Origin of the sequence: Bradyrhizobium sp. STM 3562 (assembly GCF_045571435.1) — a bacterium.
In the GTDB taxonomy this organism is placed as follows: Bacteria; Pseudomonadota; Alphaproteobacteria; order Rhizobiales; family Xanthobacteraceae; genus Bradyrhizobium.
Window position 1 is genome coordinate 7,054,331 of sequence record NZ_CP120694.1, and the last position, 23,847, is coordinate 7,078,177.

Sequence of the window (23,847 nt, forward strand, 5' to 3'; positions counted from 1 at the left end):
TCAACCCTCGATCTTGGAGAAATCGGCGACCGCCCGCGTGGCGGCGCGAATCTGGTTCAAGAGCTTCAGGCGGTTCTCGCGCATCTTGGGGTTTTCATCGTTGACCCTCACCTTATCGAAGAACGCGTCGACCGGCGGGCGAAGCGTTGCCATCACGCTCATTGCGCCGGCAAAATCCTCGCGTGCGACGGCCGCGCTTGCTTGCGCCTTCACCTGATCGATCGCCTTTGCGAGCGCCTTTTCCTCGGCGAGACTATAGAGCGCGACATCCGGCGCGCCGTCGAACGTGCGCTTATCCCGTTTCTCTTCGATCGCGAGAATGTTGCTCGCGCGTTTTGTGCCGGCGAGCAGGTTCTTGCCGTCATCGGTGTCGAGAAATGCAGCCAGCGCCTCGACGCGGCGGACAATCATGAGGAGATCGTCCTGGCCTTCGAGCGAAAAAACGGCGTCGACGAGGTCGTGTCGCGCGCCCTGCTCGCGCAGTTGCACTTTGAGGCGGTCGGCGAAGAAGGCGAGCAGGTCGGAGAGAAGCTCGTCGCAAGCTGGCAACTCGTTGATCACGTCGTAATAATGATCAACACTGTGCAACACGAAAGTTACCGAACTTTCTGTATGGGACTCTGGCTCATTCTTGTTTTTGGAAACGCACACCAAAGCTTGCTTCGAAAAATCGAATTCCTTTCGAAGCTTGGGGTCTGTTGCAATCATTGACGTTATCGATGCATAACCCTTTCCGTCTTGGGTTGGCAGAAACACAAACAAGTTGCCTCGTTGGATTCGCAACAAATGAAGGAGGTACGAGCTTCTAAACAACTTCGTTAGTGCTTGGCGGTACTGACCTTCCAATATTAACCTGATCACCCCCAGCGCTGCACGCCGCAGTGCATAAGGATCCTTGCTGCCGGTCGGTTTCTCGTCGATCGCCCAGAACCCGACCAGCGTGTCGATCTTGTCGGCGAGCGCGACCGCGACCGAAACCGGATTGGTCGGCACGTCGTCGTTCGGGCCTTGCGGTTTGTAATGCTCCTCGCAGGCGGCCGCGATGGCGGGATCCTCTCCTTGCGCCAGCGCGTAGTATTTGCCCATCAGCCCCTGAAGCTCAGGGAATTCGCCGACCACCTCGGTGAGCAGATCGGCCTTGGCAAGCCGCGCCGCGCGTTTTGCTTTTTCGAGATCGGCGCCGACCAGCGGCGCAATCTCCGCCGCGAGCCGTTCGATGCGCGCAATGCGTTCGCCCTGCGTGCCCAGCTTCTCGTGGAAGACGATGGAATCGAACTTCGGCAGCCGATCCTCTAACCGCGTCTTCAGATCGGTCTCGTAGAAAAATTTCGCGTCCGACAGCCGCGCGCGGATCACCCGCTCATTGCCGCCGACGATGGTCTTGCCGCCATCGGCCGTTTCGACGTTGGCGGCGAGGATGAATTTGTTGGCGAGCTTGCCGCTTCTGGGATCGCGAACGACAAAACACTTCTGATTGTTGCGGATGGTGGCGCGGATCACTTCGCCGGGAATGGACAGGAAGTCGTTATCGAACGATCCCATCAGCACCACGGGCCATTCGACGAGGCCCGCGACCTCGTCGAGCAATGCCGGATCTTCCACCAGCTCAAAACCTTGCGCGAATGCGAGCTGGCGCGCATCGGTGACGATGGAATCCTTGCGGCGCTCTGGATCGAGAACGACTTTCGCGTTCAAGAGCTTTGCTTCGTAATCCTCGAAACGACGAACATTGATGGCGGCGGGCGCCATGAAGCGGTGGCCGAACGTGGTCTGGCCGGCTTCGATGCCGTCGACCGAAAAATTCACGACGTCCGGCTCCTCGGTCTCGAGCCCAAAGGTCGCGGTGATCGCATGCAGCGGCCGCACCCACGACAGCGAGCCGGGTTTTGCCGAGCGCGCGCCCCAGCGCATCGATTTCGGCCACGGAAAAGTGCGGATGATCACCGGCAGGATATCGGCCAGCACGTCGATGCTGGCGCGCCCCGGCTTTTCGATCAGCGCGACGTAGAAGTCGCCCTTCTTGGGATCGCGCTGAATCTTGGCTTCCTCGAGCGAGGCAAGGCCTGCGGCCTTGAGAAAGCCCGCAATCGCGGCCGGCGGCGCATCGAGCCGTGGCCCTCTCCGCTCGTCCTTCAAATCCGGTTGGCGTACCGGAATGCCGTGCACGGTCAGCGCCAGCCGGCGCGGGGTGGCAAAAGCCTTGGCGCCTTCATAGACCAGGCCTTCCGCAACCAGCCGGTCGGTCACCATGCGGCGCAGGTCGTCCGCCGCCTTTGCCTGCATGCGCGCGGGGATTTCTTCGGAAAAAAGTTCAAGCAGAAGGTCAGGCATTTGATTCTACGATGTTCGAAGTCAGCAGCGGCGACGGGAGCAACGAAAGGACGAGCGAACGGCTCAAGCGCCCACGCCGCCAGCTTCGGTATGGATCCAGGCTTCGCCGCAAGCCTTTGCGAGGTCGCGCACGCGCAGAATGTAGCTCTGCCGCTCCGTTACCGAGATCACGCCGCGCGCATCGAGCAGGTTGAACACGTGGCTTGCCTTGATGCACTGGTCGTAGGCGGGCAACGCCATCAAATGTTCTTTGCGGTTGCCCTCGCGCCAGCCCGCCGCGAGGTATTTCTTGCAGGCCTCTTCCGCCATCCGAAACTGCTCGAACAGCATCGCGGTGTCGGCATATTCGAAATTGTGGCGCGAATATTCCTGCTCCGCCTGCAGGAAGACGTCGCCATAGGTGACGCGCTCGGCGCCATCGCGGCCGTTGAAGTTGAGGTCGTAGACGCGGTCCACGCCTTGCACATACATCGCGAGCCGTTCGAGACCGTAGGTCAATTCGCCGGCGACCGGCGCGCATTCGACGCCTGCGACCTGTTGGAAATAGGTGAACTGCGACACTTCCATGCCGTCGCACCAGCATTCCCAGCCCAGTCCCCAGGCGCCCAGCGTCGGACTCTCCCAATCATCCTCGACGAAGCGGATGTCATGCAGCGAGGAATCGATGCCAATCGCCGCGAGCGACTTCAGGTAGAGGTCCTGAATGTCAGGCGGCGAGGGTTTCAGGATCACCTGGAACTGGTAATAGTGCTGCAGTCGGTTGGGATTTTCGCCATAGCGGCCGTCCTTGGGACGCCGCGAGGGCTGCACATAGGCCGCGTTCCAGCGTTTCGGACCGAGCGCACGCAGCGTGGTCGCCGGGTGAAAAGTGCCCGCGCCGACTTCCATGTCGTAGGGCTGCAGGATCACGCAGCCATAGTCCGCCCAATAGCGCTGCAACGCCAGGATCAGTCCCTGGAACGAACGGTCCGGGCGCATATGCGGTGGCACTGATTGCATGGTCAAACGGGTCTCGCGGGGCCTTAAAATGCGCGGGACCGTATCGGCGGAGCCGCCGGGAATCAAGGCAATGGCGCCCGGAATCGGCCGCCAAACAACGTCAAATCACCAATTCAGCCCGGTCGGTAGGTGCCGGTGACGGGATCGCGGCGCAGTGTCTGGATCTCACCGGACCTTGCCGCCTCGGCGACCCGCGCCAAGCGCAGCTCTTCAAGCTCCTGGTTGACCCGTTGAGCTGCTCTGTAGGCCCAGCGCACCACCGCCAGACCACCCAAGACGCCCGCGAATGCGATGAACGGCGGCATGGTCGATCCTTGTTCGTAAACTCCGCCCCCACCTCGCATTGTTGCGCATGGAACAGCGCTCCGCAACGTCTCACTTGGGGACAAAATGGCGCGCCCCTGCGGATTCAAAAGCCAAATTTGGCCCAAATCGCCCGCGTCTCGAGCGCGGAGATCACATCATCGGGAAGCCCGGCCAGACCGTCCAGGCCAAGCGCGCCTGCCCCCGGCTGTCTGCGCCCGAGCAGGCCGGACAGCAGCCCGCCCGACGGCGTCACGACGGGCGTCAGCACCTTCTCGCCATAACGGGCGCGCAGCGTCGAGCGCAGGTCGCCGATCCCGTCCGCCAGCCCCAGCGCAACGGACTTCTCGCCTGCCCAATATTCTCCCGTGAACAGCTCACCGTCGGCACCCTTCAGCCGCGCGCCGCGGCTGGCTTTCACCAGCGCAATGAATATCTCATGGATGTCGCGCTGAATGGCCTTGAGCCGCGCGACGTCATCGGGGTTTTCGGGCAGGAACGGATCGAGCATCGCTTTGTGCTCGCCGGCCGTATAGAGCCTGCGCTCGACGCCGATCTTCTTGATCAGCTCCTGCAGCCCGAACGAGCCGCCGACCACGCCGATCGAGCCCAGGATCGAAGAGGGATCGCAAAAAATCTCGTCACCCGCACAGGCGATCATGTAGCCGCCGGAGGCTGCGACATCCTCGACGAACACCAGCACCGGCAACTTCTTCTCCTCGGCGAGCTGGCGGATGCGCAGATAGATCTGGCGTGACTGCACCGGCGAGCCGCCGGGTGAATTGATCAGCAGAGCCACCGCCTTGGCATTCTTGAACGCGAAGGCACGCTCAAGCGTCTTGGCCAGTCCCGCGAGCGTCATTCCCGGCCGCAACGGCGTGACCGCGCCGATCACCCCGGCAAGGCGGACCACGGGCACAACCACAGTTCCCCGTCGCAGCCGAGCCGGCAGCCATTCCATCGCGCGATCGATCCAACCGCTAGCGCCGCTGCGAACACTCAAATCGTCGGCCATTTCATTACCTCAAATTAACCATTTCTTATCACGCCACTGTCATTTGATCGGAAGGAACGCGTTTTGCATCCTTGTGGTTGCCAGGCCGCAAATGACGCAGCGGGAAAAGACATGAAAATCTATCTGCTGATGCTGCTGATCGGTACACTTTTGACGGCGATCCATTTCACTTCCGCACCGGAGCGGAAATCGGAACCGGCACAGCAATAGAACGTCCCGTCAAGCGATTGCCAGCGGCAGTCGACCCTGCCCCGCCAAAATCGCCGAGGTCTGCGGGTCGGGCCTGCCCTTTTCATCATTGAGCATCAGCGCGGACAAGATCTGGGTTGGCGCCTTGCCACCCTTCACCGCCCGAACGAGAACGCGGATCGCCGGCTTCCTTGCGTCCCCATGCACCGGGACAATGACGAGACTGCCAAAACCGCGATTGAGTGCGGCCAATGCATCGGCAAGTCCGTCGGCCCGCCAGATCAGGGTGAGAATGCCGCCGGGTCTGAGGATACGCCGCGCGGCGGCGGCCCACTGGTCCAGGGTGCCCGGCGCCGCCACATGCGCCGCCGCGCGCGCAAGATCGGGCGAGGCGCGGTGGCGCGCGGCGTCGTTGAACGGCGGGTTCATCAGCACGAGATCGACGTTGTCGGGTGTAAGCCCGGCGGCCGAAAAGTCTTGCGCCGGCGCCGTGACATCGAGCACCACGACCCGCGCGGCGATCCCATTCGCCACCGCATTGTGACCGGCGAGTGCGGCAAGGTCCGAATCGATCTCGACCAGCGTGAGCTCGATGCCGCCGACGCGCTTGGCCACCGCAAGACCGGCGGCGCCGACGCCCGCGCCGAACTCCACCACCCGCTCGCCCTGATACGCCCGGCTCGCGGCTGCAAGCAGCATGGCATCGTGGCCGGCACGATGCCCCGATTTCGGTTGACGCAAATGCAATTGTCCGCCGAGGAAGGCGTCCTCGGTATATTCTGGAATCGTCTCACTCATCCGGCCGCAATTCGTGGGACAGGCCCGCATCGGCCAGAACCTGGCGGGCCGCGCGGTTGTCCTCGTCATGCACAAGAATCCGCCGCGGCAGGATGCCAAGCGAGCCTTCGATAATGCTCATGTTCTGATCAAGCACCACATGATGGATGTCGGCGCCGTCCAGCAGCGCGCCGACCGCCGAAACCAGCACGAGGTCGTTGGTTCGAACCAATTCCCGCAAATCGCCTCTCCATGCTTGGTCATCCGCGGCAATGACGCACGCAAATCAATGACAAACCGCCCTTGCCGCGTGACGTGGCAGTTTCTATTGTCAGTTCCTAACATAGCAAATCTTGGAGACCGGCGTGGCGGTAATTGTGCCTTTTGAGAGCCCTTCGGGCGCGTCAATCGATGCCCTGATCGAGCTTGTTGCCGCCGACATGGAGCGCGTCAATTCCACCATCCTGGCGCGGACCGGCTCAGAAGTGACCCTGATCCCCGAGGTCGCCAATCACCTGATTTCGTCCGGGGGCAAGCGGCTGCGGCCGATGCTGACGCTGGCGATGGCGCAACTCTCCGGCTATTCCGGGGACGGCCATATCAAGCTCGCGGCGTCGGTCGAGTTCATGCATACCGCGACCCTGTTGCATGACGACGTCGTCGACGAGAGCGAGCTCCGGCGCGGCAAATTATCGGCGCGAATGTTGTGGGGCAACGAGGCGAGCGTTCTGGTCGGCGACTTCCTGCTCGGCCAGGCCTTTCGTATGATGGTCGAGGTCGGCTCGCTGCGCGCGCTTGATATCCTGTCGTCAGCCGCGGCGACGATCGCCGAAGGCGAAGTCATGCAGCTCGCCGCCGCGAAGAACACCGCGACCACCGAAGACGAATATCTGGCGGTGATCCGCGGCAAGACCGCAGAATTGTTCGCCGCGGCCTGCGAGGTTGGCCCTGTGCTCGCCAACCGGCCGAAAGCGGAGCAGACCGCCTGCCGCTCGGTCGGCATGAATTTGGGCATCGCTTTCCAGTTGGTCGACGACGTGCTGGACTATGGCGGCAAGTCGGCCAAGCTCGGCAAGAACATCGGCGACGATTTCCGCGAGGGCAAGATCACGCTGCCCGTCGTGCTCGCGTTCCGCCGCGGCAACGACTCCGAGCGTGCCTTCTGGGTGCGCGCGCTGGAGCGCGGTGAAATCGGCGATGGCGATCTCGAACATGCGATCGGGTTGATGGCCAAGCACCGCGCGCTTGAAGACACCATGAACCGCGCCCAGCACTATGGCGCCATGGCCGTCGATGCGCTTGCGCTGTTTCCGCCCTCGCCGATGAAGACGGCACTGGAGCAGGTGGTGGCGTTCTGTCTGGCGCGATCGCATTGACGACGCCTTCGTAGGGTGGGCAAAGGCGCATTCGCGCCGTGCCAGCCAGCTTATGGCTGCAGATGATGGTGGGCACGCTTCGCTTGCCTACCCTCCTGCTCCCGGCGATGACGCGCCCTAGCTCAATTCGCCCGCATGCACCCACCAGGTCGGGCGATCGGCGCAAATCTTCTTCGCCGCTGCTTGTGCCTCCGCGGCATGACCGAACAACGCAAAGCAGGTCGCGCCGGAGCCGCTCATGCGCGCTAGTTTTGCGCCTTCTGCTCCACCTAGCGCGCTCAGGACGTCGCCGATCACGGGTTCGATCCGCCTGGCGGGCGCTTCGAGATCGTTGCCGACGACCGACAGCGCCGCGACCCAATCGGCGAGCGGCGCGCCCTCACCCGGCCAGGCCGGCGACTTGATCACGTCGGCGGCCCCGACCAGGAGTTCGCCATTGCGCAAGCCGAGTGCCGCGAACACGTCCTTGGTGGCGACGGGGATGTTGGGATTGACCAGGACGCAAGGCAGTTTCGGCAGGTTCAGCGGCAACAGGCCCTCTCCCACGCCGGTCATGTCGCAAGCTTTCGAGAGCAGACAGACCGGCACGTCGGCGCCGGTCAGAAGCGCGACCTCGGCAAGGCGCGGATCATCAGGCGCAAGCCCGTTGAGCCGCGCCAGCAGGCGTAGCGCGGCGGCGGCATCCGCCGAGCCGCCGCCGATGCCGGCCGCGACCGGCAACATCTTCTCGAGTGCAAAGGCGCCGAGCTTCAGCTCCGGCACGCGTTCGGCCAGCAGCCGCGCCGCCTTCAACACGAGATTGTCGGCGAGTTCGCCGCAGGCCTGCGCCGTCGGCCCCGTGGTTACGAGCGTGAGCTCTGGCCCGGGCGTCAAGGTGAGGCGATCGGCGCAATCGGCAAAGGCCACAACGCTTTCGAGATCGTGATAGCCGTCGACGCGCCGACCCACGACCCGCAACGTCAAATTCACCTTGGCACGGCCGCAGTCGGCCAGCACGTGCGCCGTGGATGAAGCCTTCGCCCCTGTTTCTGCCTCGCCTGTCATCAGATAAGTCAAATCCAATTCGAAAATGAGATAAGCGTCTCTAGCGGTTCCGGCACGCGCAGAAAAGCGGCCCGCGACGAATGCCGGCACCCGCTTGCCTTCTCCCCTTGCGGGAGAAGGTGGCACGGACTTTGGTCCGCGACGGATCAGGGTATCTATCCACGGCCACAGGTTGAGAGATACTCGCCTGCGGAAGCAGACCCCTCACCCGGGCGAAGACCGACCAACTGAACTGCCCTCCCCCACAAGGGAGAGGGCACATCAACTGGCCATGCCGGCCGCTGGCCTAACCTAGCCGCCCTTGTCGTCCTCTTTCTTCTTGTCGGCGGATGCCGCGGCCGAGGGAGGAGAGTTATCGTCCAGCATGCCGTTGTCGATCTTGGCCAGGATCTTCGGCAGATCGTCCTGCTCGGGCTTGAGGTCGCGGGCATGGGCCCATTGGAATTTTGCCTCCAGCTTGCGCCCGACCCGCCAATAGGCGTCGCCGAGGTGGTCGTTGATGGTGGGATCCTCGGGCTTCAGATCGACCGCACGCTCGAGATTCTTCACCGCCTCATCGTAATTGCCGAGCTTGTAGTAGGCCCAGCCCAGCGAATCCACGATATACCCGTCGTCCGGACGCTGCTCGACGGCGCGCTTGATCATCTTCATGCCTTCGTCGAGATTGATGCCTTGGTCGATCCAGGAATAGCCGAGATAATTCAGGACGTGCGGCTGGTCGGGCTGCAGCTCCAGCGCCTTCTTCATGTCGGCTTCGGCCTTCGGCCACTGATGCGAGCGCTCCTCGCAGATGCCGCGGTAATAGTAATAGAACATGTTGTTCTTGTCATTCGCGTCCGGCAGCGCGTCGATGGCCTTGGAATAGGTCTCGGCGCAATCGGCGAACTTCTTGCGGCCGCGCTCGATATTGCCGAGCGCCATGATGGCTTCGAGATCCTTCGAATCGTCCGCGATCACACTTTTGAGGATCTTGATGGCCTCGTCGCTGCGGTCGGCGGCATCGAGATCGGTCGCGAGCTGGATCTGGGCGTTGCGCTTCAAGGGCGAGCTCGCGGGCACGCGCTCATACACCTTGATCGCCATCTGCGGCTTCTTCACGGATTCATAGAGATCGGCCAGCGACAGCAGCGCCAGCGGGTGGTCCGGCTTCAGGTAAAGAGCAAGCTGAAGATAGACCAGCGCGAGGTCCTCGCCGCCGCGGCGGGTCAGCGTGGCTCCGATGCCATACAGCGCCTCGGCCGCGCCGGCCTGTGCGGAATCGACCAGCGGCGGCAGCTTCGTGCCGGCATGGATTTCGCGCAGCGCGTCCTGCACCAGCGGATGGCGCGGCAGCTTCTTGTCGAAGGCTTCATAGATGCCGGCGGCCGCCCGCTCATCCTTGTTGCGCGACAGCCAATGCCCATAGGCCTCGGCGACCCGCAGCATGGAATCGTCGAGCTTGTAGGCGCGCTCGAAACGCACGCCGGCGTCCTTTTCCTTGCCGGCGAGTTCGTCGATCATGCCGGCATGAAGGTCCTTGAACAGCGGATACCACTCGGGACCGGTCAGCTTGTCGATGCTGGCGATCGCGCCCTTGGCATCGCCGGCGCCGTAAGCGGCCCAGCCCGACAACAGCGTCGCCACCAGATCGGTGATCGGTCCGCGAATCGACTGATTGATGTTGAGCTGCGCGGCGGCCCACTTCTTCTGCTTCAGGCTCTGCACGCCGAGCACGAGCCGCGCCACGCGGTTGGACTTGTCGACCGCAAGGATGCGCTCGGCGAGCTTGACGGCCTCGTCGATGTCGCCGTCGGCGACGGAGGAGATGAAGGCACGGTCCAGGAGCTCGTTGTTCTTCGGATCGGTGCGAAGCGCGGAGCGGTAGAAGGCTGCCGCGGACGCCGCGTCGCGCTCGACGCTGGCGTGGCGTGCCGCCAGATAGCTGCCGGACGTCGTCAGGCTTTTCAAATCGTGAGTGGTGGGAAACTGCGCCGTGTTTTCGGTCGGGTGCTCCGGCGTCTGCGCCAAGACCGAGCCGGGCAGGACCAGCGCAGCAAGAGCGAAGGCGGCAAGAGTTGAACGGGTGCAACGATGAGAGATCATCAGTTCGCCTTAGCGTTTTTAGGAATTGACGGAGCGTCTCGAATGCGAACCACACGGTGCATCAAGGCAGCGGTCGGACAATGCCGCGTTTGAAGCTCATCCGCAAGGATATGGCTGGCTATTGCGTTTGCCGAAGCGCACCTTTTGCTTGCCCTCGCGGCCTCAAAACGCCTGTTCTGTGGCCTTATCGTGACCGGGTCAGCCAAGGCCGCCCGGCTGCCTCACGCAATCGTGCTTAGTTCTTGTTCGGGCATGATCTTTTCGGAAAACCGCGGCACACTTTGCGCCGACGCGGCCCTCCAGGTCCGTATCATGCCCTACATTGCCTCATAGTTTGGCCCGCCGCCGCCTTCCGGCGGAACCCAGGTAATGTTGCCATTCGGGTCCTTCACGTCGCAGGTTTTGCAGTGGACGCAATTCTGGGCGTTGATGACGAAGCGCGGGGCTGAACCCTCCTCAACCCACTCATAGACGGCGGCGGGGCAATACCTGGCCGATGGCCCGGCATAGACGTCGTGCTCGGAAGTCTTCTGCAGGTTCATGTCGGCCACCTTGAGATGGACCGGCTGGTCCTCCTCGTGATTGGTGTTGGACAGGAATACCGATGACAGCCGGTCAAAGGTGAGCTTGCCGTCCGGCTTCGGATAGGAAATCGGCTGGTGTGTCTTGGCGGGATCGAGCGTGGCACGATCCAGCTTGCCGTGGGATTGCGTGCCGAACAGCGAGAAGCCAAGCGTGTTGCACCACATGTCGAAGCCGCCGAGCACCACGCCCAGCACGGTGCCGAACTTCGACCACAGCGGCTTGACGTTGCGCACCGGGTAGAGGTCCTTGCCGACGGGCGAAGCGCGCCAGGCCGTTTCATATTCGGAGAGCTCGTCATTGCCGCGGCCGGCCGCGATCGCGGCGGCGACATGTTCGGCAGCGAGCATGCCGCTGCCCATCGCGTTGTGTACGCCCTTGATGCGCGGCACATTGACGAAACCGGCCGCGCAGCCGATCAGCGCACCGCCGGCGAAGGTCAGCCGCGGCACCGATTGATAGCCGCCTTCCGTGATGGCGCGCGCGCCGTAAGCGAGCCGCTTGCCGCCTTCGAACAGCTCCCGGATGGCGGGATGAGTCTTGAAACGCTGGAACTCGTCGAACGGTGACAGATAGGGGTCGTCGTAGTTGAGATGCACGACGAAGCCCACCGCGACCAGGTTATCGTCGTAATGATAGAGGAAGGAGCCGCCGCCGGTCTTGTTGTTCAAGGGCCAGCCGAAGGAATGCTGGATCAGGCCCTTCTTGTGCTTGGCCGGATCGACCTGCCAGACCTCTTTCAGCCCGATGCCGAATTTCGGCGGCTGGCTGCCTATGTCCAGCGAGAACTTGGCGATGAGCTGCTTGGTCAGGCTGCCGCGGGCGCCTTCCGCAAACAAGGTGTACTTGCCGAGCAGTTCCATGCCGCGGGTGAAGGACGCTTTCAGCGAGCCGTCCTTGGCGATGCCCATGTCGCCGGTGGCGATGCCGCGCACTGCGCCCTGCTCGTCATAGAGCACCTCGACCGCGGCGAAGCCGGGATAAATCTCGACACCCAATGCTTCGGCCTTGCGCGCGAGGTACCGGCAGAGATTGCCGAGCGAGCCGGTGAAGCAATGATGATTGTTCATCAAGGGCGGCATCATGAAACTCGGCAGGCGGATCGCGCCGGTTGCTGTCATCCAGTAGAAGTGATCGTCCGTGACCTGCGTCTTCAACTGGCAGTCGGGATCCTGGCGCCATTCCGGCACCAGCTTGTCGAGCGCGAGCGGATCGATCACCGCGCCGGAGAGAATATGCGCGCCGACTTCGCTTCCCTTCTCCACCACAACGATGTTCAAATCCGCATTGAGCTGCTTCAGCCGGATCGCGGCGGACAGACCCGAGGGGCCGGCGCCGACGATCACGACGTCAAATTCCATGGATTCGCGCGGGGGAAGTTCTTGGGTCGCCATAGTCTATCTCAGCCCGAATTGAGACATTTCCTTAATTGTTGGCCCTCTTGTTTCCGATTTTTACTGCCAGGACAACCATGGAAATGCGTTTCGAAGGCGTGCAACGCCGCCTAAATTGACCTAAATGCCAGTTCAGCCCTCGCCATGACGCCCGAACCCGCCCTTTCCGTTCGCGAACTGCTCGCCTTCTATCTGGAGGCTGGCGTCGACTGCGTGCTGTCGGAGGAACCGGTCAACCGTCTGGCCGAGCCGGAGTTCGCCCCGAGCCCACGGGATGCGGTGGCGGCGCAACCGATGCGGCCCGTCGCACCGCCTCTTCCGCTCCCCCGCGGCGAACCACCGGCGCCGGATGCGGCGATCGCCTCGGCGCGCGAGGCGGCGCGCACCGCGCCGACGTTGGAGGCATTGCGCGAGCTGATGGAGCGCTTCGACGGCTGCACGCTGAAAGCGACCGCAACGCGGCTGGTGTTCGCCGACGGCAACGCGGAAGCCCGCATCATGTTCGTCGGCGAGGCGCCCGGCCGCGACGAAGACATCGAAGGCCTGCCCTTCGTCGGCCGTTCGGGGAAGCTGCTGGATCGCATGATCGGCGCGATCGGACTCGACCGCAGCAAGGCCTATATCGCCAACGTGATCCCCTGGCGACCGCCCGGCAACCGCACGCCGACGCCGCAGGAGACGCAAATCTGCCTGCCCTTCATCCAGCGCCAGATCGAACTGGTCGATCCGGACGTGCTGGTGACGCTGGGCAATCCCTCCACCCAGGCCCTGCTCGGCACGCGCGAGGGCATCATGCGGACCCGCGGGCGCTGGTTCGACTATGATACGGGAACGCGCACCATCCGCGCGCTGCCCACCTTCCATCCCGCTTATCTGTTGCGCTCGCCGGCCTATAAGCGGCTGGCCTGGCAGGACCTGCTGGCGATTGCGAAGGCGTTGCGGGGAACATGATCGTTTTACAGCGTCATTCCGGGGCGATGCGCCAGCATCGAAGCCGGAGTCTCACGCCGGAACTTCTGGATTCCGCCTTCGCTCGCCTTGCGAGCGCCCCGGAATGACGGCGCCTCTACTGCCCCTTCGGCCGCACGATCGCCCAGCCGATGCGCAACACGCCCTGGCGGCCATCGACGAGCCGGTCGAACGAGCGCGGCACTTCCGGCGCGAGGTTCGGAAAGCGCTGCGCGATATCAGGCGGCGGCGTGCCTGACGTGTCGGAGGCGCGCCAGACCACCACGCCGCCAACCTCGTTGAACTTGGCCGGTGTCATCCAGGGCGTCCGCTGCGGGCTTGCGTCGATGAACAGATGCGGGCGCCCCGGGCCCAGCGCGATCAGGCTTGCGATCTCCGTGTCGCCCGCGACCGCTTCGAGCTGATGATTGGTACGCCGCGCGAAACTGTCGGTAAAAAACTGCGCCATCGCGCGCGCAGGCAGGGTGGTGGCGACTTCGCCGGCGGACGTCCAGGGCAAGAACAACGTGCCCGCGACGACGACCAAGGTCGGCGCGGCGACGATCGCCGCCCATATCGCGCGCAGCATGCGCTGACGCTGCAATCGGATGAGATCGCCCGATATCACCACCACGGCGAGCCCGGACATCAACAGCGCAACGCCCGCGCCGCCGAACACGCGATCGAGACCGAACAGGCCGGCGATCAGGCTTGCCAGCAGCGGCGGCACGATCGCGAAGAAGTACACGAAATCCTGCGCCAGGGGCTGGACCGGAGACCGAAACAGGCTTGGTGGGTCCTCGCCCTCGCGGGCGAACAGGCGTGAATTGAACACCACCAGGATCACGATGCCGACAAACGCGAATAACAGCCAGGCGAGCAACCAGCCCCAGTGCCGGGCGCGAGCGCCCAGATCCGACAGCGCCGGCCAATGCTGGCCCCAATAGAGGCTCATCGGCTCGGCGCGCATCAGCCAGACCAGATAGGGCAGCGCCAGCGCGATCACCACCAGCAATGCGAACAACGGATCGAACGAGCGCAGCATGCGGCGGCCTTCGCTGGTCGCCAGCGCAAAGCCCGCGACCAGCAGCAACAGCATGACCGCGGCTGGGCTCGTCAGCAGCAAGAGGCCTGCATCGATCGACCAGGCGAACCAGACGTTGCGCCGCCGCTGCCCGATCAATTCCCAACTATGCAGCAGGAGCAGCGCCCAGAGCGGCCGGGCCAATACCGCCGGACCGAACTCCAGCGTCTGCGCCCCAAAGGCGGTGACCGTCATGGTCAAGAGCACGGCGAGCACTGCGTGTTGGCCGCCGACCAGCGCTCGGCCGAGCAGGAATAAAATCCAGAATGTCGCAACCGAGCAAAGCACGGCGAGCAGATAGACACCGAACATGTGACCGCCGGCCGCGCGATAGGCGATGTCGCCGAGCCAGAACGCCAGCGGCGGACCGAACTCCGTACCGACCTGATATTCGCGCCCATAAGCCAGTGCGATCGCAAGGTTCGGAGGCGGGCTGCGATAAAAGAGGAGCGCGACCGTTACCCATAGCGCGGCCTGCGCCAGCGCCACGATCCAGACCACCAGCCGCGGCCGGGCGCGGATCAGTTCGATGGCCAGGGAGGTGAAACGCATGAAAGGTCCGGCTGGCGAGCCAGCGCGGAAGCTAGCCCCTATTCGATCTTTGGCGTGTGATAATGGGCGCAAGAGTGCACGTCAAAGCGTCGCCGAGGACTCGATATCGACCTGTGCTTCCACCGAGAACAGGTCAAGCTCGCGCTTGATGGTCCACGGCTGATGCTTTTCGCGCGCGGCGATGACGGGCGCGAAGAAGCTGCGGTGATGCACGGAAGGACCGAGACGGTCCAGCGCCTCCAGATGTTCCGGCACGCTATAGCCCTTGTGCGACTCGAAGCCGTAACCCGGACATTCTTCGGCCAGCAGGCACATCAGCCGGTCGCGCGTCACCTTGGCGATGATGGAGGCCGCGGCGATCGATAGCACCAGGCCATCTCCGCCGATCACCGCTTCGCACTCGCAAGGCACATCGATCTTGTCGCGGCCGTCCACGAAGACCTGCTTGGGCGCTTCGGGCAGCGCGCGCACCGCGCGCGCCAGCGCCCACAGCGAGGCGCGCAGGATATTGTCACGGTCGATCCGCGCGGGAGATGCGAACGCGACGGCGAAGGACGCGGTCGCGCAGATCTTGTCGAACAGCTTCTCGCGCTGTTCCGGATTGAGCCGCTTGGAATCGTCGATGCCGCGGGGGATGCGGTTGGGGTCGAGCACGACGGCCGCAGCCACGACCGGACCGGCCAGCGGACCGCGGCCCGCCTCGTCGCAGCCGGCGACCGGCCAGATGCCGCTTTTGAAAAGCGCGCGCTCGCGGCGGAAATTCGGCGGCGTCACGGCAATGACACCCTTCGCAGGCTTCTCAGCAGGCTTGTCGATGTCCTTGGCTTTGATTTCTCGAGCCCTGATTTCCTGGGCCCTGATTTCTTGCGCCTTGACCTTTTGCGAAGCTTTTGCGGACTTGTCCCGACTCATGGCGGGAATGGTGGCGCAAGCAGGGGCCGCCGCGCAACCGGGAACTCCCGGTAATTCCCGTTATTCTCGTTTGTTAATCGGGTAGATGCACACGCCTGTCCTCACCGACGTCGATATTGGGCGCGACCACGGCTTCCCAGGCATGGCCATCCGGATCGGCAAAATAGCCGGAATAGCCGCCATGGTCGGTATCATGCGCCGGCCTCAGCAACGAGGCGCCCTTCGAGATCGCCAAATCAAGCACCGCATCGACTTCCTCGCGCGACCGGCAATTCCAGGCGAGCGTCATGCCGCGAAAGCCCTGCGGGCGCGGATTTTCCGGGATCGTGGCGTCCTGCGCGAGCTGATCCCACGGAAACAGCGCCAGCACCGGACGGCCGGTATCGAAGAAGGCGACGGCCTCGCCGGTTGCGCGAAATCTGCGCGCAAAGCCCAACGCCTCGTAAAACGCGATGCTCCTGCTCATATCGCCGACACCTAGCGTGATGACCGTGAGCCGCGGAACCGGAGCGGCGGCTTCCATAATCGTCCCTCAAAACAGGCTGAGCTGCTCGCCGGCTCGCTTCGGCCGGACAAAATGGTCGGTGGTCAGCTTGGAGCGTCGCTTGTTGAGCCCGTGCTTCTCGCATGCGATCTCGAAGCGGCGCCCGATCATCCAGGCCATCGGACCCGTGCCCTTCATCCGCGTCCCCCATTGCGAGTCGTAGTCCTTGCCGCCGCGCATATCGCGGATCAAGGTGAACACGTGGCGGTAGCGATCCGGATAATTGGCCATCAGCCATTCGCGGAACAGGTCCCGCACCTCCAGCGGCAGCCGCAGCAGCACATAGGAGGCTTCCTTAACGCCGGCATGGGCGGCTGCATCAAGAATGCGTTCCATCTCGGCATCGTTCAGTGCCGGGATGACGGGCGCCACCATCACGGTGGTGGGAATGCCCGCTTCCGACAGCCGCCGCAGCGCTTCCAGGCGTTTGGGCGGCGTGGAGGCGCGCGGCTCCATGCTGCGCGCGAGCTTTGGATCGAGCGTCGTGACCGAGATAGCCACCTTGGCCAGATTGCGCTTGGCCATCCGCGCCAGAATGTCGGCATCGCGGACGATCAGCGCCGATTTGGTGACGATGCCAACCGGGTGGCCGGTGCGCTCCAGCACCTCCAGAATGCCGCGCATGATCTTCCGCTCGCGCTCGATCGGCTGATAGGGATCGGTATTGGTCCCGATCGCGATCATGCGCGGTTCGTAGTCGGGTGCCGCCAGCTCCTTCTCCAGGAGCTGGGGTGCATCGGGCTTGGCGTAGAGCTTTGACTCGAAATCGAGGCCCGGGGACAGGCCGAGATAGGCGTGGGTCGGACGGGCAAAGCAGTAGATGCAGCCATGCTCGCAACCCCGGTAGGGATTGATCGAGCGGTCGAAGCCGATATCGGGCGAATCGTTGCGGGTAATAACTTTGCGCGCGGTATCGAGTGAAACCGTGGTCTTGAACGGCGGCAGATCGTCAAGGCTCTGCCAGCCGTCGTCGAAGGCGACGCGCGCCTCTGCCTCGTAACGGCCGCTGACATTGGACTGCGCGCCGCGGCCGCGCCGCCGCTCGCGATCGATGGCGACCGCAAGCTCAGGGAAAGCCGCCGCAGCGGCGCCCGCCGGCTCGGAGGGCACCGGGACCGGCGGGCGCTTGAGGGCATGTGACGATGCTCGACTCATGGGAGTAGAGATAGCACGCCATGAGAACAAATCAAGAACAATAATAAATGCCGTCATTCCGGGCCCCCCGAAGCGTGAACCCGGAATCTGGAGATTCCGGGTCCTGCCGCATCGCCCCGGAATGACGGTGCCCATCCGGCGCTGCCTGCCGATGAGGCAGGCGCCTTTGACCGCGCTCAAGCAGTTACCTTCAAATTCGCATTCTATCCTGGTGCGACGGAACGGATCGATCAAATGCGGGTCGTTCTGGTCGTGTTTCCACAGGAGGTCGGCATGGAACGGGTGAAACCGCAACAGACAGGCGTTGACGAGCTAGCGCTGCTCGACCGCTATTGGCGCGCCGCCAATTATCTCTCCGTCGGCCAAATCTATTTGTTGGACAATCCGCTGCTCAAGGAGCCGTTGCGGCCCGAGCACATCAAGCCGCGCCTGTTGGGACATTGGGGCACCACGCCCGGGCTGAACTTCATCTATGCCCACCTCAATCGCGCGATCCGCAGCTCCGACCTCAATGTCATCTATATCTGCGGCCCCGGCCATGGCGGGCCGGGCATGGTCGCCAACACCTATCTCGAAGGCACCTACAGCGAGATCTATCCCGAGATCACCCGCGATGCCGACGGCTTGCGCAAGCTGTTTCGCCAGTTTTCGTTTCCAGGCGGCATTCCGAGCCATGCCGCGCCGGAGACGCCCGGCTCGATCCATGAAGGCGGCGAGCTCGGCTATGCGCTGGTGCATGCCTATGGCGCCGCGTTCGACAATCCCGATCTGATCGTCGCCTGCGTGGTCGGCGACGGCGAAGCGGAGACCGGGCCGCTGGCGGCGTCATGGCATTCCAACAAATTCCTAAATCCCGTGCATGACGGCGCGGTGCTGCCGATCCTGCATCTCAACGGCTACAAGATCGCCAACCCCACCGTGCTCGGGCGGATGAGCAATGAGATCCGTGATCTCTTCATCGGCTACGGCCATGAGCCCTTGTTCGTCGAAGGCGACGATCCGGCACAGATGCACCGGCTGATGGCCGATGCGCTTGACGTCGCGCTCGCCAGCATTCGCTCGATCCAGCAAAGCGTCCGCGCCCAAGCCGCCGGCTTCCACCGGCCGAAATGGCCTGTCATCGTGCTGCGGAGCCCGAAGGGTTGGACCGGCCCCAAGGAAGTCGATGGATTGAAAGTGGAGGGGTTTTGGCGCGCGCACCAGGTGCCGATCGCCAATCCGCGCGGCAATCCTGATCATCTCAAATTGCTTGAGCAATGGATGCGCAGCTACGAGCCGGAGAAACTGTTCGACGCAAGCGGTCGTTTCGTCCCCGAATTGCAGGCGCTCGCGCCGGACGGCGACCGCCGCATGGGCGCCAATCGGCACGCCAATGGCGGCCTGCTGAAACGCGAGCTCAAGCTGCCGGATTTCCGAGAGTTTGCCGTCGATGTCCCCGGCCCCGGCGGCACTGTCGCGGAAGCGACGCGCGAACTCGGCAAATTCCTGCGCGACGTTGTGAAGCTGAATGCGCAGGCGCGCAATTTCCGCATCATGGGGCCGGATGAAACCTCGTCCAATCGGCTTGATGCCGTGTTCGAGGCGACCGAGCGGGTCTGGATGGAGAGCATCGAGCCGTACGACGTCCATCTCGCCCATGACGGCCGCGTGATGGAAGTCTTGAGCGAGCACCTCTGCCAGGGCTGGCTGGAGGGCTATCTGCTCACCGGACGCCACGGCTTCTTCTCCTGCTATGAGGCTTTCATCCACATCGTGGATTCCATGTTCAACCAGCACGCCAAATGGCTGAAGGTGTCGCGCGCGCTGCCCTGGCGACGCCCGATCGCTTCGCTGAACTATCTGCTGACGTCGCATGTCTGGCGCCAGGACCACAATGGTTTCAGCCATCAGGATCCGGGCTTCGTCGATCTCGTCGCCAACAAGAAGGCCGACATCGTTCGTGTCTATCTGCCGCCCGATGCCAACACCCTGCTCTGGGTCGCCGATCATGTCTTGCGCACTTACAACCGCATCAATGTGATCGTGGCGGGCAAGCAGCCTTCGCCGCAATGGCTCACGATGCGCGAGGCGATCGCCCATGGCGAAGCCGGCATCGGCATCTGGAAATGGGCGGGCACCGAGGCGGAGAATGCCGAACCCGACGTGGTCATGGCCTGTGCCGGCGATGTTCCGACATTGGAAACGCTCGCCGCCGTCGATCTGCTGCGCAAAGCGCTCCCCGAGTTGAAGATCCGCGTCGTCAACGTCGTCGACCTGATGACGCTGCAACCAAAAGACCAGCATCCCCATGGCCTTTCCGACCGCGATTTCGACAGTCTCTTCACCCGCGACAAGCCGGTGATCTTCGCCTATCACGGCTATCCGTATCTGATCCATCGCCTGACCTACAACCGGACCAATCACGCGGGCATGCATGTGCGCGGCTATGCCGAGGAAGGCACGACGACGACGCCGTTCGACATGGTGGTGCTGAACCAGCTCGACCGCTTCCATCTTGCGATCGAAGCCATCGAGCGCGTGCCGGGCCTTCCCGTCGCTGCGGCTCACGTCAAGCAGCAATTCCGCGACGCGCTGATCGAGCACTCGCGCTATGTGCGCGAGCACGGCGAAGACATGCCGCAGATCCGCGACTGGGTGTGGCCGAACAGCGCCGGCGGGTCGACACCGCGCGAAGCGGGAGACTAAGCGGAATGGCTTGGTGACTTCGCCCTGAGGCTTGATCGCTGCGCGACAATGCGCCTGCGCAGGAAGCGCGGCTCGATGACAGGCTCCACGAGCCTCGCGAGCACCTCTGAGTAACGGGTCAACTTGAGAGCACGTTGCGGGCGAATTCTGCCTCAGCGGCATCACCCCAAAAACCGTGATGACCGGGGCTGATTTGAATGTGACAAGGTGATAACAGTGCAGGGATTTCTGCTGTCTGAGGGTTTCCTTTAGCTCAATGCTGAGCGTCATCATCCCGACCGAGGGCGTCGAGCAGCCGACCGTCGCGACCCTTGCCGCGCTGGTGCCGGGCGCCGCGGCCGGCGTCGTGCGCGAGGTGCTGCTGGTCGATCGCGCCGACAACGGCGTGATCGAACGGGTGGCCGACGTCGCCGGCTGCCGCTTCCTGCGATTTCAGGGGTCACGCGCGGCGGCGATGGCCGCCGGCGCCCGGCAGGCCCGCTCGCCCTGGCTGATGTTCCTGCACGCCGGCGCCGTGCTGGATGCGGGCTGGATCGACGAGGCAACGCAATTCATTCAGCGCGTCTCGGCGAGCGACCGCCCGCGCGCCGGCGTGTTCCGCTATGCCCGCTCGCCGTATGCCGAACCGCGCCTGCAGGATAGCATCAAGCTTCTCGCCCGTATGATCGCAGGACCGGCCTCCGACCAGGGACTACTGATCGCCCGCGAGCACTACGACCGGCTCGGCGGCCATGCGGCGGATGGCCGCTCCGAGGCCAGGCTGCTCCGCCAACTTGGCCGCTCTTCGCGGACGCTGCTACGCAGCCGCATCATCATGGTTTGAGGCACGGAAGATACTTGCCAAAGTCAAGCAATTAATTGACAATGGCAAATATCGGAGGTGCACCGCCATGATCCCCGCCCAAAGCTCTCTGGCTCAAGCCGACCAGGACGTCGCCGCGGTCCGCGCGTTCAATCGCTTCTACACGCGCAAGCTCGAGGTGCTCGACCAGCACCTGCTCAAGAGCCCGTTCTCGCTGAGCGAGGCGCGGGTGATGTACGAGCTCGCGCATCGCGGCGATCTCTCGGCCAAGGAGATCGGGCTCGAACTCGGACTCGACCCCGGCTACCTCAGCCGCATCGTCCAAAAGTTCGAGGAGGACGGGTTAATCTCCCGCAAGCCCTTAGCCACCGACCGCCGACAATACCAGCTCAGCCTGACCGGCAAGGGACGCGCAGCCTTCGCAAAACTCGAGCGCACCTCGCAGGAGCATGTCGGCCTGATGCTGGGCACGCTGTCGGCCGACGATCGCAACCGGCTGCTCGGCGCGATGGGGCTGATCGAACGTCTGCTTGGTGAACAGCGCGCCGCCCTGCCGCCTGCGATCCTGCGCGACCCGCGGCCGGGTGACATGGGCTATGTTGTGCAAAGCCACGGAGCGCTCTACGCCAGCGAATACGGCTTCGATTCCAGCTTCGAGGCGCTGGTTGCGGAGATCGCGGCCGAATTCATCACCTCTTTCGATGCCTCGCGCGAACGCTGCTGGATTGCCGACATCGATGGCAGGCCGGTCGGCTCGGTCTTTCTGGTCCGGCACAATGATGATGTCGCGAAGCTGCGCTTGCTCCTGGTCGAGCCGAGTGCGCGCGGCCTGGGTCTCGGGCAGCGCCTAGTCGCCGAATGCGTCTCGTTTGCGCGGGCCTGCGGCTATCGCAGCATCACATTATGGACGCAGAGCATCTTGATCGCCGCACGCAAGATCTATCAGGACGCCGGCTTTGCGCTGGTGAAGAGCGAGCCGCATCGCAGTTTCGGGCAAAACCTGATCGGCGAGACCTGGGAGCGCGCGCTGTGAGAACGCCCGACCGCGAGCTCACGCCCCGCATCAGCCCAGAACTGATCGCGCTCTACAAGCGGCGCGCGCGAAGGCTGTGGATCGAGGCGTGCCGGCGCATGTGGCGGGCGGTGTGGTGGTCGTTGACAGGCTACGCGGCGCGCCACTGATTGCCTAAGCCGACGCGCCTTGCGCCTTCGGCCGACGCAGATGCTCGTCAAGACGCGGCATGATCTCGACGAAATTGCAGGGCCGCGTGCGGTAATCGAGCTGCGCCGCCAGGATGCCGTCCCAGGCATCGCGACAGGCGCCGGGCGAACCGGGCAGGCAGAAGATAAAGGTCGCGCCGGCGACGCCCGCGGTGGCGCGGCTTTGAATCGTCGAGGTGCCGATCTTGGCGTGGCTCAGCATGTGAAAAGCGATAGAGAAGCCGTCCATTCGCTTTTCGAACAACGGCTCAATGGCGTCTGGCGTCACGTCACGGCCGGTGAAGCCGGTGCCGCCGGTGGTGATGATCACATCAACGCCCTTGTCGGCGATCCATCGCTTCACGACGGCCCGAATCGCATCGACATCATCGGTGACGATATCGCGTGCGGCGAGCTTGTGGCCGGCTCCACTGATGCGATCGGCCAGCGTTGCTCCGGATTTATCATCGGCCAGCGAGCGCGTATCCGAGACGGTCAGCACCGCGATGTTGAGCGGGACGAACTGCTTTGATTCATTGATGGATGACATTGCGAATCCTCAACCGTCGTTCCGGGGCGCGCGAAGCGCGAACCTCAGATGCGCAATTGCGCATCGGGGAAGCTCGAGATTCCGGGCTCGGTGCTTTGCACCGCCCCGGAATGACACCACGCTACAGCGATGCGTTGCCGAACGTGTTGCACGCCTGCACGGTGCCCTGCTGATAGCCGGTCATGAACCAGCGCTTGCGCTGGGCCGAGCTGCCGTGGGTGAAAGAGTCAGGCACGACGCGCCCGGTCGCCTGCCGCTGCAACGTGTCGTCGCCGATGGCGGACGCGGTCTGCAGCGCGGCATCGATATCGCCGGCTTCAAGAAAGCCGGGACGCTTCTTCTCCTCGCGGTTCGTCCAGACGCCGGACAGGCAGTCCGCCTGCAGTTCCACCTTCACCTGCAACGCGTTGGCTTCGGCCTTGCTGCCCACCTGCTGCTGCAGGCGCGTCACGCGCGGGATGATGCCGAGCAGATTCTGCACGTGATGGCCGGCCTCATGCGCGATGATGTAGGCTGCGGTAAATTTGCAGGCGTTGCCGGAGCAGCCGTGGAAGCGCGTCTCGACCTCGCGGAAGAATCCGGTGTCGAGATAGATCTTCTGATCCGGCGGACAATAGAACGGCCCCATGGCGGACTGCGCCATGCCGCAACGGCCGCCATTGGTGACGTTGCGGAACAGCACAATCTTGGGGCCGACGTAATTCTGCCCATTGGCCCGGAAGATCTCGCTCCAGCGATCGTCGATCTCGCCCAGGATACCGGCGATCATGCTGCCCATCTCGTCGGTGGGCGCGCCGGTCTTGCCCGGCCCCGAGCGGCGATCGGTCTGATAGGTCGGTGCGTGACCGCCGCCGGAGAGAATTTCGGCGCCGCCGATCAGGATCCGCGGGTCGATGCCGAAGGCGTAGCCGATCAAACCGAGTACGATGATGGTGCCGATGCCGAGCCCGCCGCCGCCGATCGGCAGGCCCATGCCGCCGCCGCCACCCATCATGCCGCCGTCATCGCCACGACGATCCTCGATGTCGTCGCTGCGGCGGAAATCATCGTAGCGCATGGCGGCCTTTCCTTAACTCGTTTTGCGGCGCTCGTCCGACAGCGCGCGGAACAAACGTAAAATGTCCTTTACGCCAATCAATAGCCCGCCCGGCAAAAATTGCCTAGTGGCGTCGATTCGACGCTGCGCGATTGCGACACTCTCGCAGCTCAGGAGCAAAATCGAAAGGCAGCAAGGGAATGGAAAATTATTGGCGCCACATCGCGTCCGAATTTCGCCGCAAACCGCGCTGCGCTGCAGGATGCGCAGGAACAAGCGCTTACGAA

The 23,847-nt window shown here is 63.6% G+C and carries 21 protein-coding genes; 6 read left to right on the forward strand and 15 right to left on the reverse strand.

What is annotated here, in order from left to right; all coding sequences use genetic code 11:
- The 6 genes from glyS to P6U23_RS32560 form a co-directional block, all read right to left on the reverse strand.
- Window positions 1-2,331, reverse strand: coding sequence for a glycine--tRNA ligase subunit beta (gene glyS / locus P6U23_RS32535; protein ID WP_407176431.1), 2,331 nt, complete (start codon window positions 2,329-2,331; stop codon window positions 1-3).
- A gap of 63 nt (window positions 2,332-2,394) precedes the next feature.
- On the reverse strand, window positions 2,395-3,330 hold the full coding sequence (locus P6U23_RS32540) for a glycine--tRNA ligase subunit alpha (RefSeq protein WP_407176432.1): 936 nt from the start codon (window positions 3,328-3,330) through the stop codon (window positions 2,395-2,397).
- A gap of 113 nt (window positions 3,331-3,443) precedes the next feature.
- On the reverse strand, window positions 3,444-3,635 hold the full coding sequence (locus tag P6U23_RS32545) for a hypothetical protein (RefSeq protein WP_024508237.1): 192 nt from the start codon (window positions 3,633-3,635) through the stop codon (window positions 3,444-3,446).
- A gap of 104 nt (window positions 3,636-3,739) precedes the next feature.
- Window positions 3,740-4,594 carry a S49 family peptidase gene (locus tag P6U23_RS32550; RefSeq protein WP_407181661.1) on the reverse strand — a complete coding sequence of 285 codons (855 nt, stop codon included), beginning with the start codon at window positions 4,592-4,594 and terminating at the stop codon, window positions 3,740-3,742.
- Between the two features lie 273 nt (window positions 4,595-4,867).
- A complete protein-coding gene (locus tag P6U23_RS32555) occupies window positions 4,868-5,635 on the reverse strand; it encodes a tRNA1(Val) (adenine(37)-N6)-methyltransferase (RefSeq protein WP_407176433.1) in 768 nt (255 codons plus the stop codon).
- Window positions 5,628-5,855 (reverse strand): DUF2007 domain-containing protein, encoded by a 228-nt coding sequence (locus P6U23_RS32560; protein WP_024508240.1) that lies wholly within the window; start codon window positions 5,853-5,855, stop codon window positions 5,628-5,630. Before P6U23_RS32560 ends, P6U23_RS32555 begins: the two co-directional genes overlap by 8 nt.
- Window positions 5,856-5,979: 124 nt before the next feature.
- Here P6U23_RS32560 and P6U23_RS32565 point away from each other — a divergent pair, with 124 nt between their 5' ends.
- Complete coding sequence (locus tag P6U23_RS32565) at window positions 5,980-6,990, forward strand: polyprenyl synthetase family protein (protein ID WP_407176434.1); 1,011 nt, start codon at window positions 5,980-5,982, stop codon at window positions 6,988-6,990.
- Between the two features lie 117 nt (window positions 6,991-7,107).
- On the opposite strand, the gene P6U23_RS32570 is transcribed toward P6U23_RS32565, so the two are convergent.
- From P6U23_RS32570 to P6U23_RS32580, 3 genes are all read right to left on the reverse strand, one after another.
- Entirely contained in the window at window positions 7,108-8,034 is a 927-nt protein-coding gene (locus P6U23_RS32570; RefSeq protein WP_407176435.1) for a 4-(cytidine 5'-diphospho)-2-C-methyl-D-erythritol kinase, read from the reverse strand.
- A 291-nt stretch (window positions 8,035-8,325) separates the two neighbouring features.
- On the reverse strand, window positions 8,326-10,116 hold the full coding sequence (locus P6U23_RS32575) for a tetratricopeptide repeat protein (protein WP_407176436.1): 1,791 nt from the start codon (window positions 10,114-10,116) through the stop codon (window positions 8,326-8,328).
- A 317-nt stretch (window positions 10,117-10,433) separates the two neighbouring features.
- Window positions 10,434-12,092: an electron transfer flavoprotein-ubiquinone oxidoreductase gene (locus tag P6U23_RS32580; RefSeq protein WP_407176437.1), complete on the reverse strand. Its 1,659-nt coding sequence runs from the start codon at window positions 12,090-12,092 to the stop codon at window positions 10,434-10,436.
- Window positions 12,093-12,236: 144 nt separating this feature from the next.
- On the opposite strand from P6U23_RS32580, the gene P6U23_RS32585 reads away from it, so the two are divergent.
- Entirely contained in the window at window positions 12,237-13,043 is an 807-nt protein-coding gene (locus P6U23_RS32585; protein WP_407176438.1) for a uracil-DNA glycosylase family protein, read from the forward strand.
- Window positions 13,044-13,158: 115 nt separating this feature from the next.
- On the opposite strand, the gene P6U23_RS32590 is transcribed toward P6U23_RS32585, so the two are convergent.
- The 4 genes from P6U23_RS32590 to P6U23_RS32605 all read right to left on the reverse strand — a co-directional run bounded on the left by P6U23_RS32590 (window position 13,159) and on the right by P6U23_RS32605 (window position 17,287).
- Complete coding sequence (locus P6U23_RS32590) at window positions 13,159-14,676, reverse strand: glycosyltransferase family 39 protein (protein ID WP_407176439.1); 1,518 nt, start codon at window positions 14,674-14,676, stop codon at window positions 13,159-13,161.
- A gap of 81 nt (window positions 14,677-14,757) precedes the next feature.
- Window positions 14,758-15,588, reverse strand: coding sequence for a ribonuclease HII (locus tag P6U23_RS32595; protein WP_407176440.1), 831 nt, complete (start codon window positions 15,586-15,588; stop codon window positions 14,758-14,760).
- A 73-nt stretch (window positions 15,589-15,661) separates the two neighbouring features.
- The gene (locus P6U23_RS32600; protein ID WP_407176441.1) at window positions 15,662-16,111 is read right to left on the reverse strand and encodes a VOC family protein; all 450 of its coding nucleotides are present in this window, start codon (window positions 16,109-16,111) and stop codon (window positions 15,662-15,664) included.
- Between the two features lie 9 nt (window positions 16,112-16,120).
- Window positions 16,121-17,287, reverse strand: coding sequence for a PA0069 family radical SAM protein (locus P6U23_RS32605; RefSeq protein ID WP_407176442.1), 1,167 nt, complete (start codon window positions 17,285-17,287; stop codon window positions 16,121-16,123).
- Window positions 17,288-17,560: 273 nt separating this feature from the next.
- Here P6U23_RS32605 and P6U23_RS32610 point away from each other — a divergent pair, with 273 nt between their 5' ends.
- The 4 genes from P6U23_RS32610 to P6U23_RS32625 all read left to right on the forward strand — a co-directional run bounded on the left by P6U23_RS32610 (window position 17,561) and on the right by P6U23_RS32625 (window position 21,956).
- A complete protein-coding gene (locus P6U23_RS32610) occupies window positions 17,561-19,972 on the forward strand; it encodes a phosphoketolase (protein WP_407181662.1) in 2,412 nt (803 codons plus the stop codon).
- Window positions 19,973-20,228: 256 nt separating this feature from the next.
- Window positions 20,229-20,795 carry a glycosyl transferase gene (locus P6U23_RS32615; RefSeq protein ID WP_407176443.1) on the forward strand — a complete coding sequence of 189 codons (567 nt, stop codon included), beginning with the start codon at window positions 20,229-20,231 and terminating at the stop codon, window positions 20,793-20,795.
- Window positions 20,796-20,862: 67 nt separating this feature from the next.
- Window positions 20,863-21,807: a GNAT family N-acetyltransferase gene (locus tag P6U23_RS32620; RefSeq protein WP_407176444.1), complete on the forward strand. Its 945-nt coding sequence runs from the start codon at window positions 20,863-20,865 to the stop codon at window positions 21,805-21,807.
- Window positions 21,804-21,956 (forward strand): hypothetical protein, encoded by a 153-nt coding sequence (locus P6U23_RS32625; RefSeq protein ID WP_407176445.1) that lies wholly within the window; start codon window positions 21,804-21,806, stop codon window positions 21,954-21,956. The genes P6U23_RS32620 and P6U23_RS32625 overlap by 4 nt, the downstream gene beginning before the upstream one ends.
- 4 nt (window positions 21,957-21,960) lie before the next feature.
- Here P6U23_RS32625 and moaB read toward each other — a convergent pair whose 3' ends face one another.
- Both moaB and P6U23_RS32635 read right to left on the reverse strand, forming a co-directional pair.
- Entirely contained in the window at window positions 21,961-22,524 is a 564-nt protein-coding gene (gene moaB / locus P6U23_RS32630) for a molybdenum cofactor biosynthesis protein B (RefSeq protein ID WP_407176446.1), read from the reverse strand.
- 121 nt (window positions 22,525-22,645) lie between these two features.
- Entirely contained in the window at window positions 22,646-23,581 is a 936-nt protein-coding gene (locus tag P6U23_RS32635; protein WP_024508253.1) for a neutral zinc metallopeptidase, read from the reverse strand.
- Window positions 23,582-23,847 lie beyond the last annotated feature (266 nt).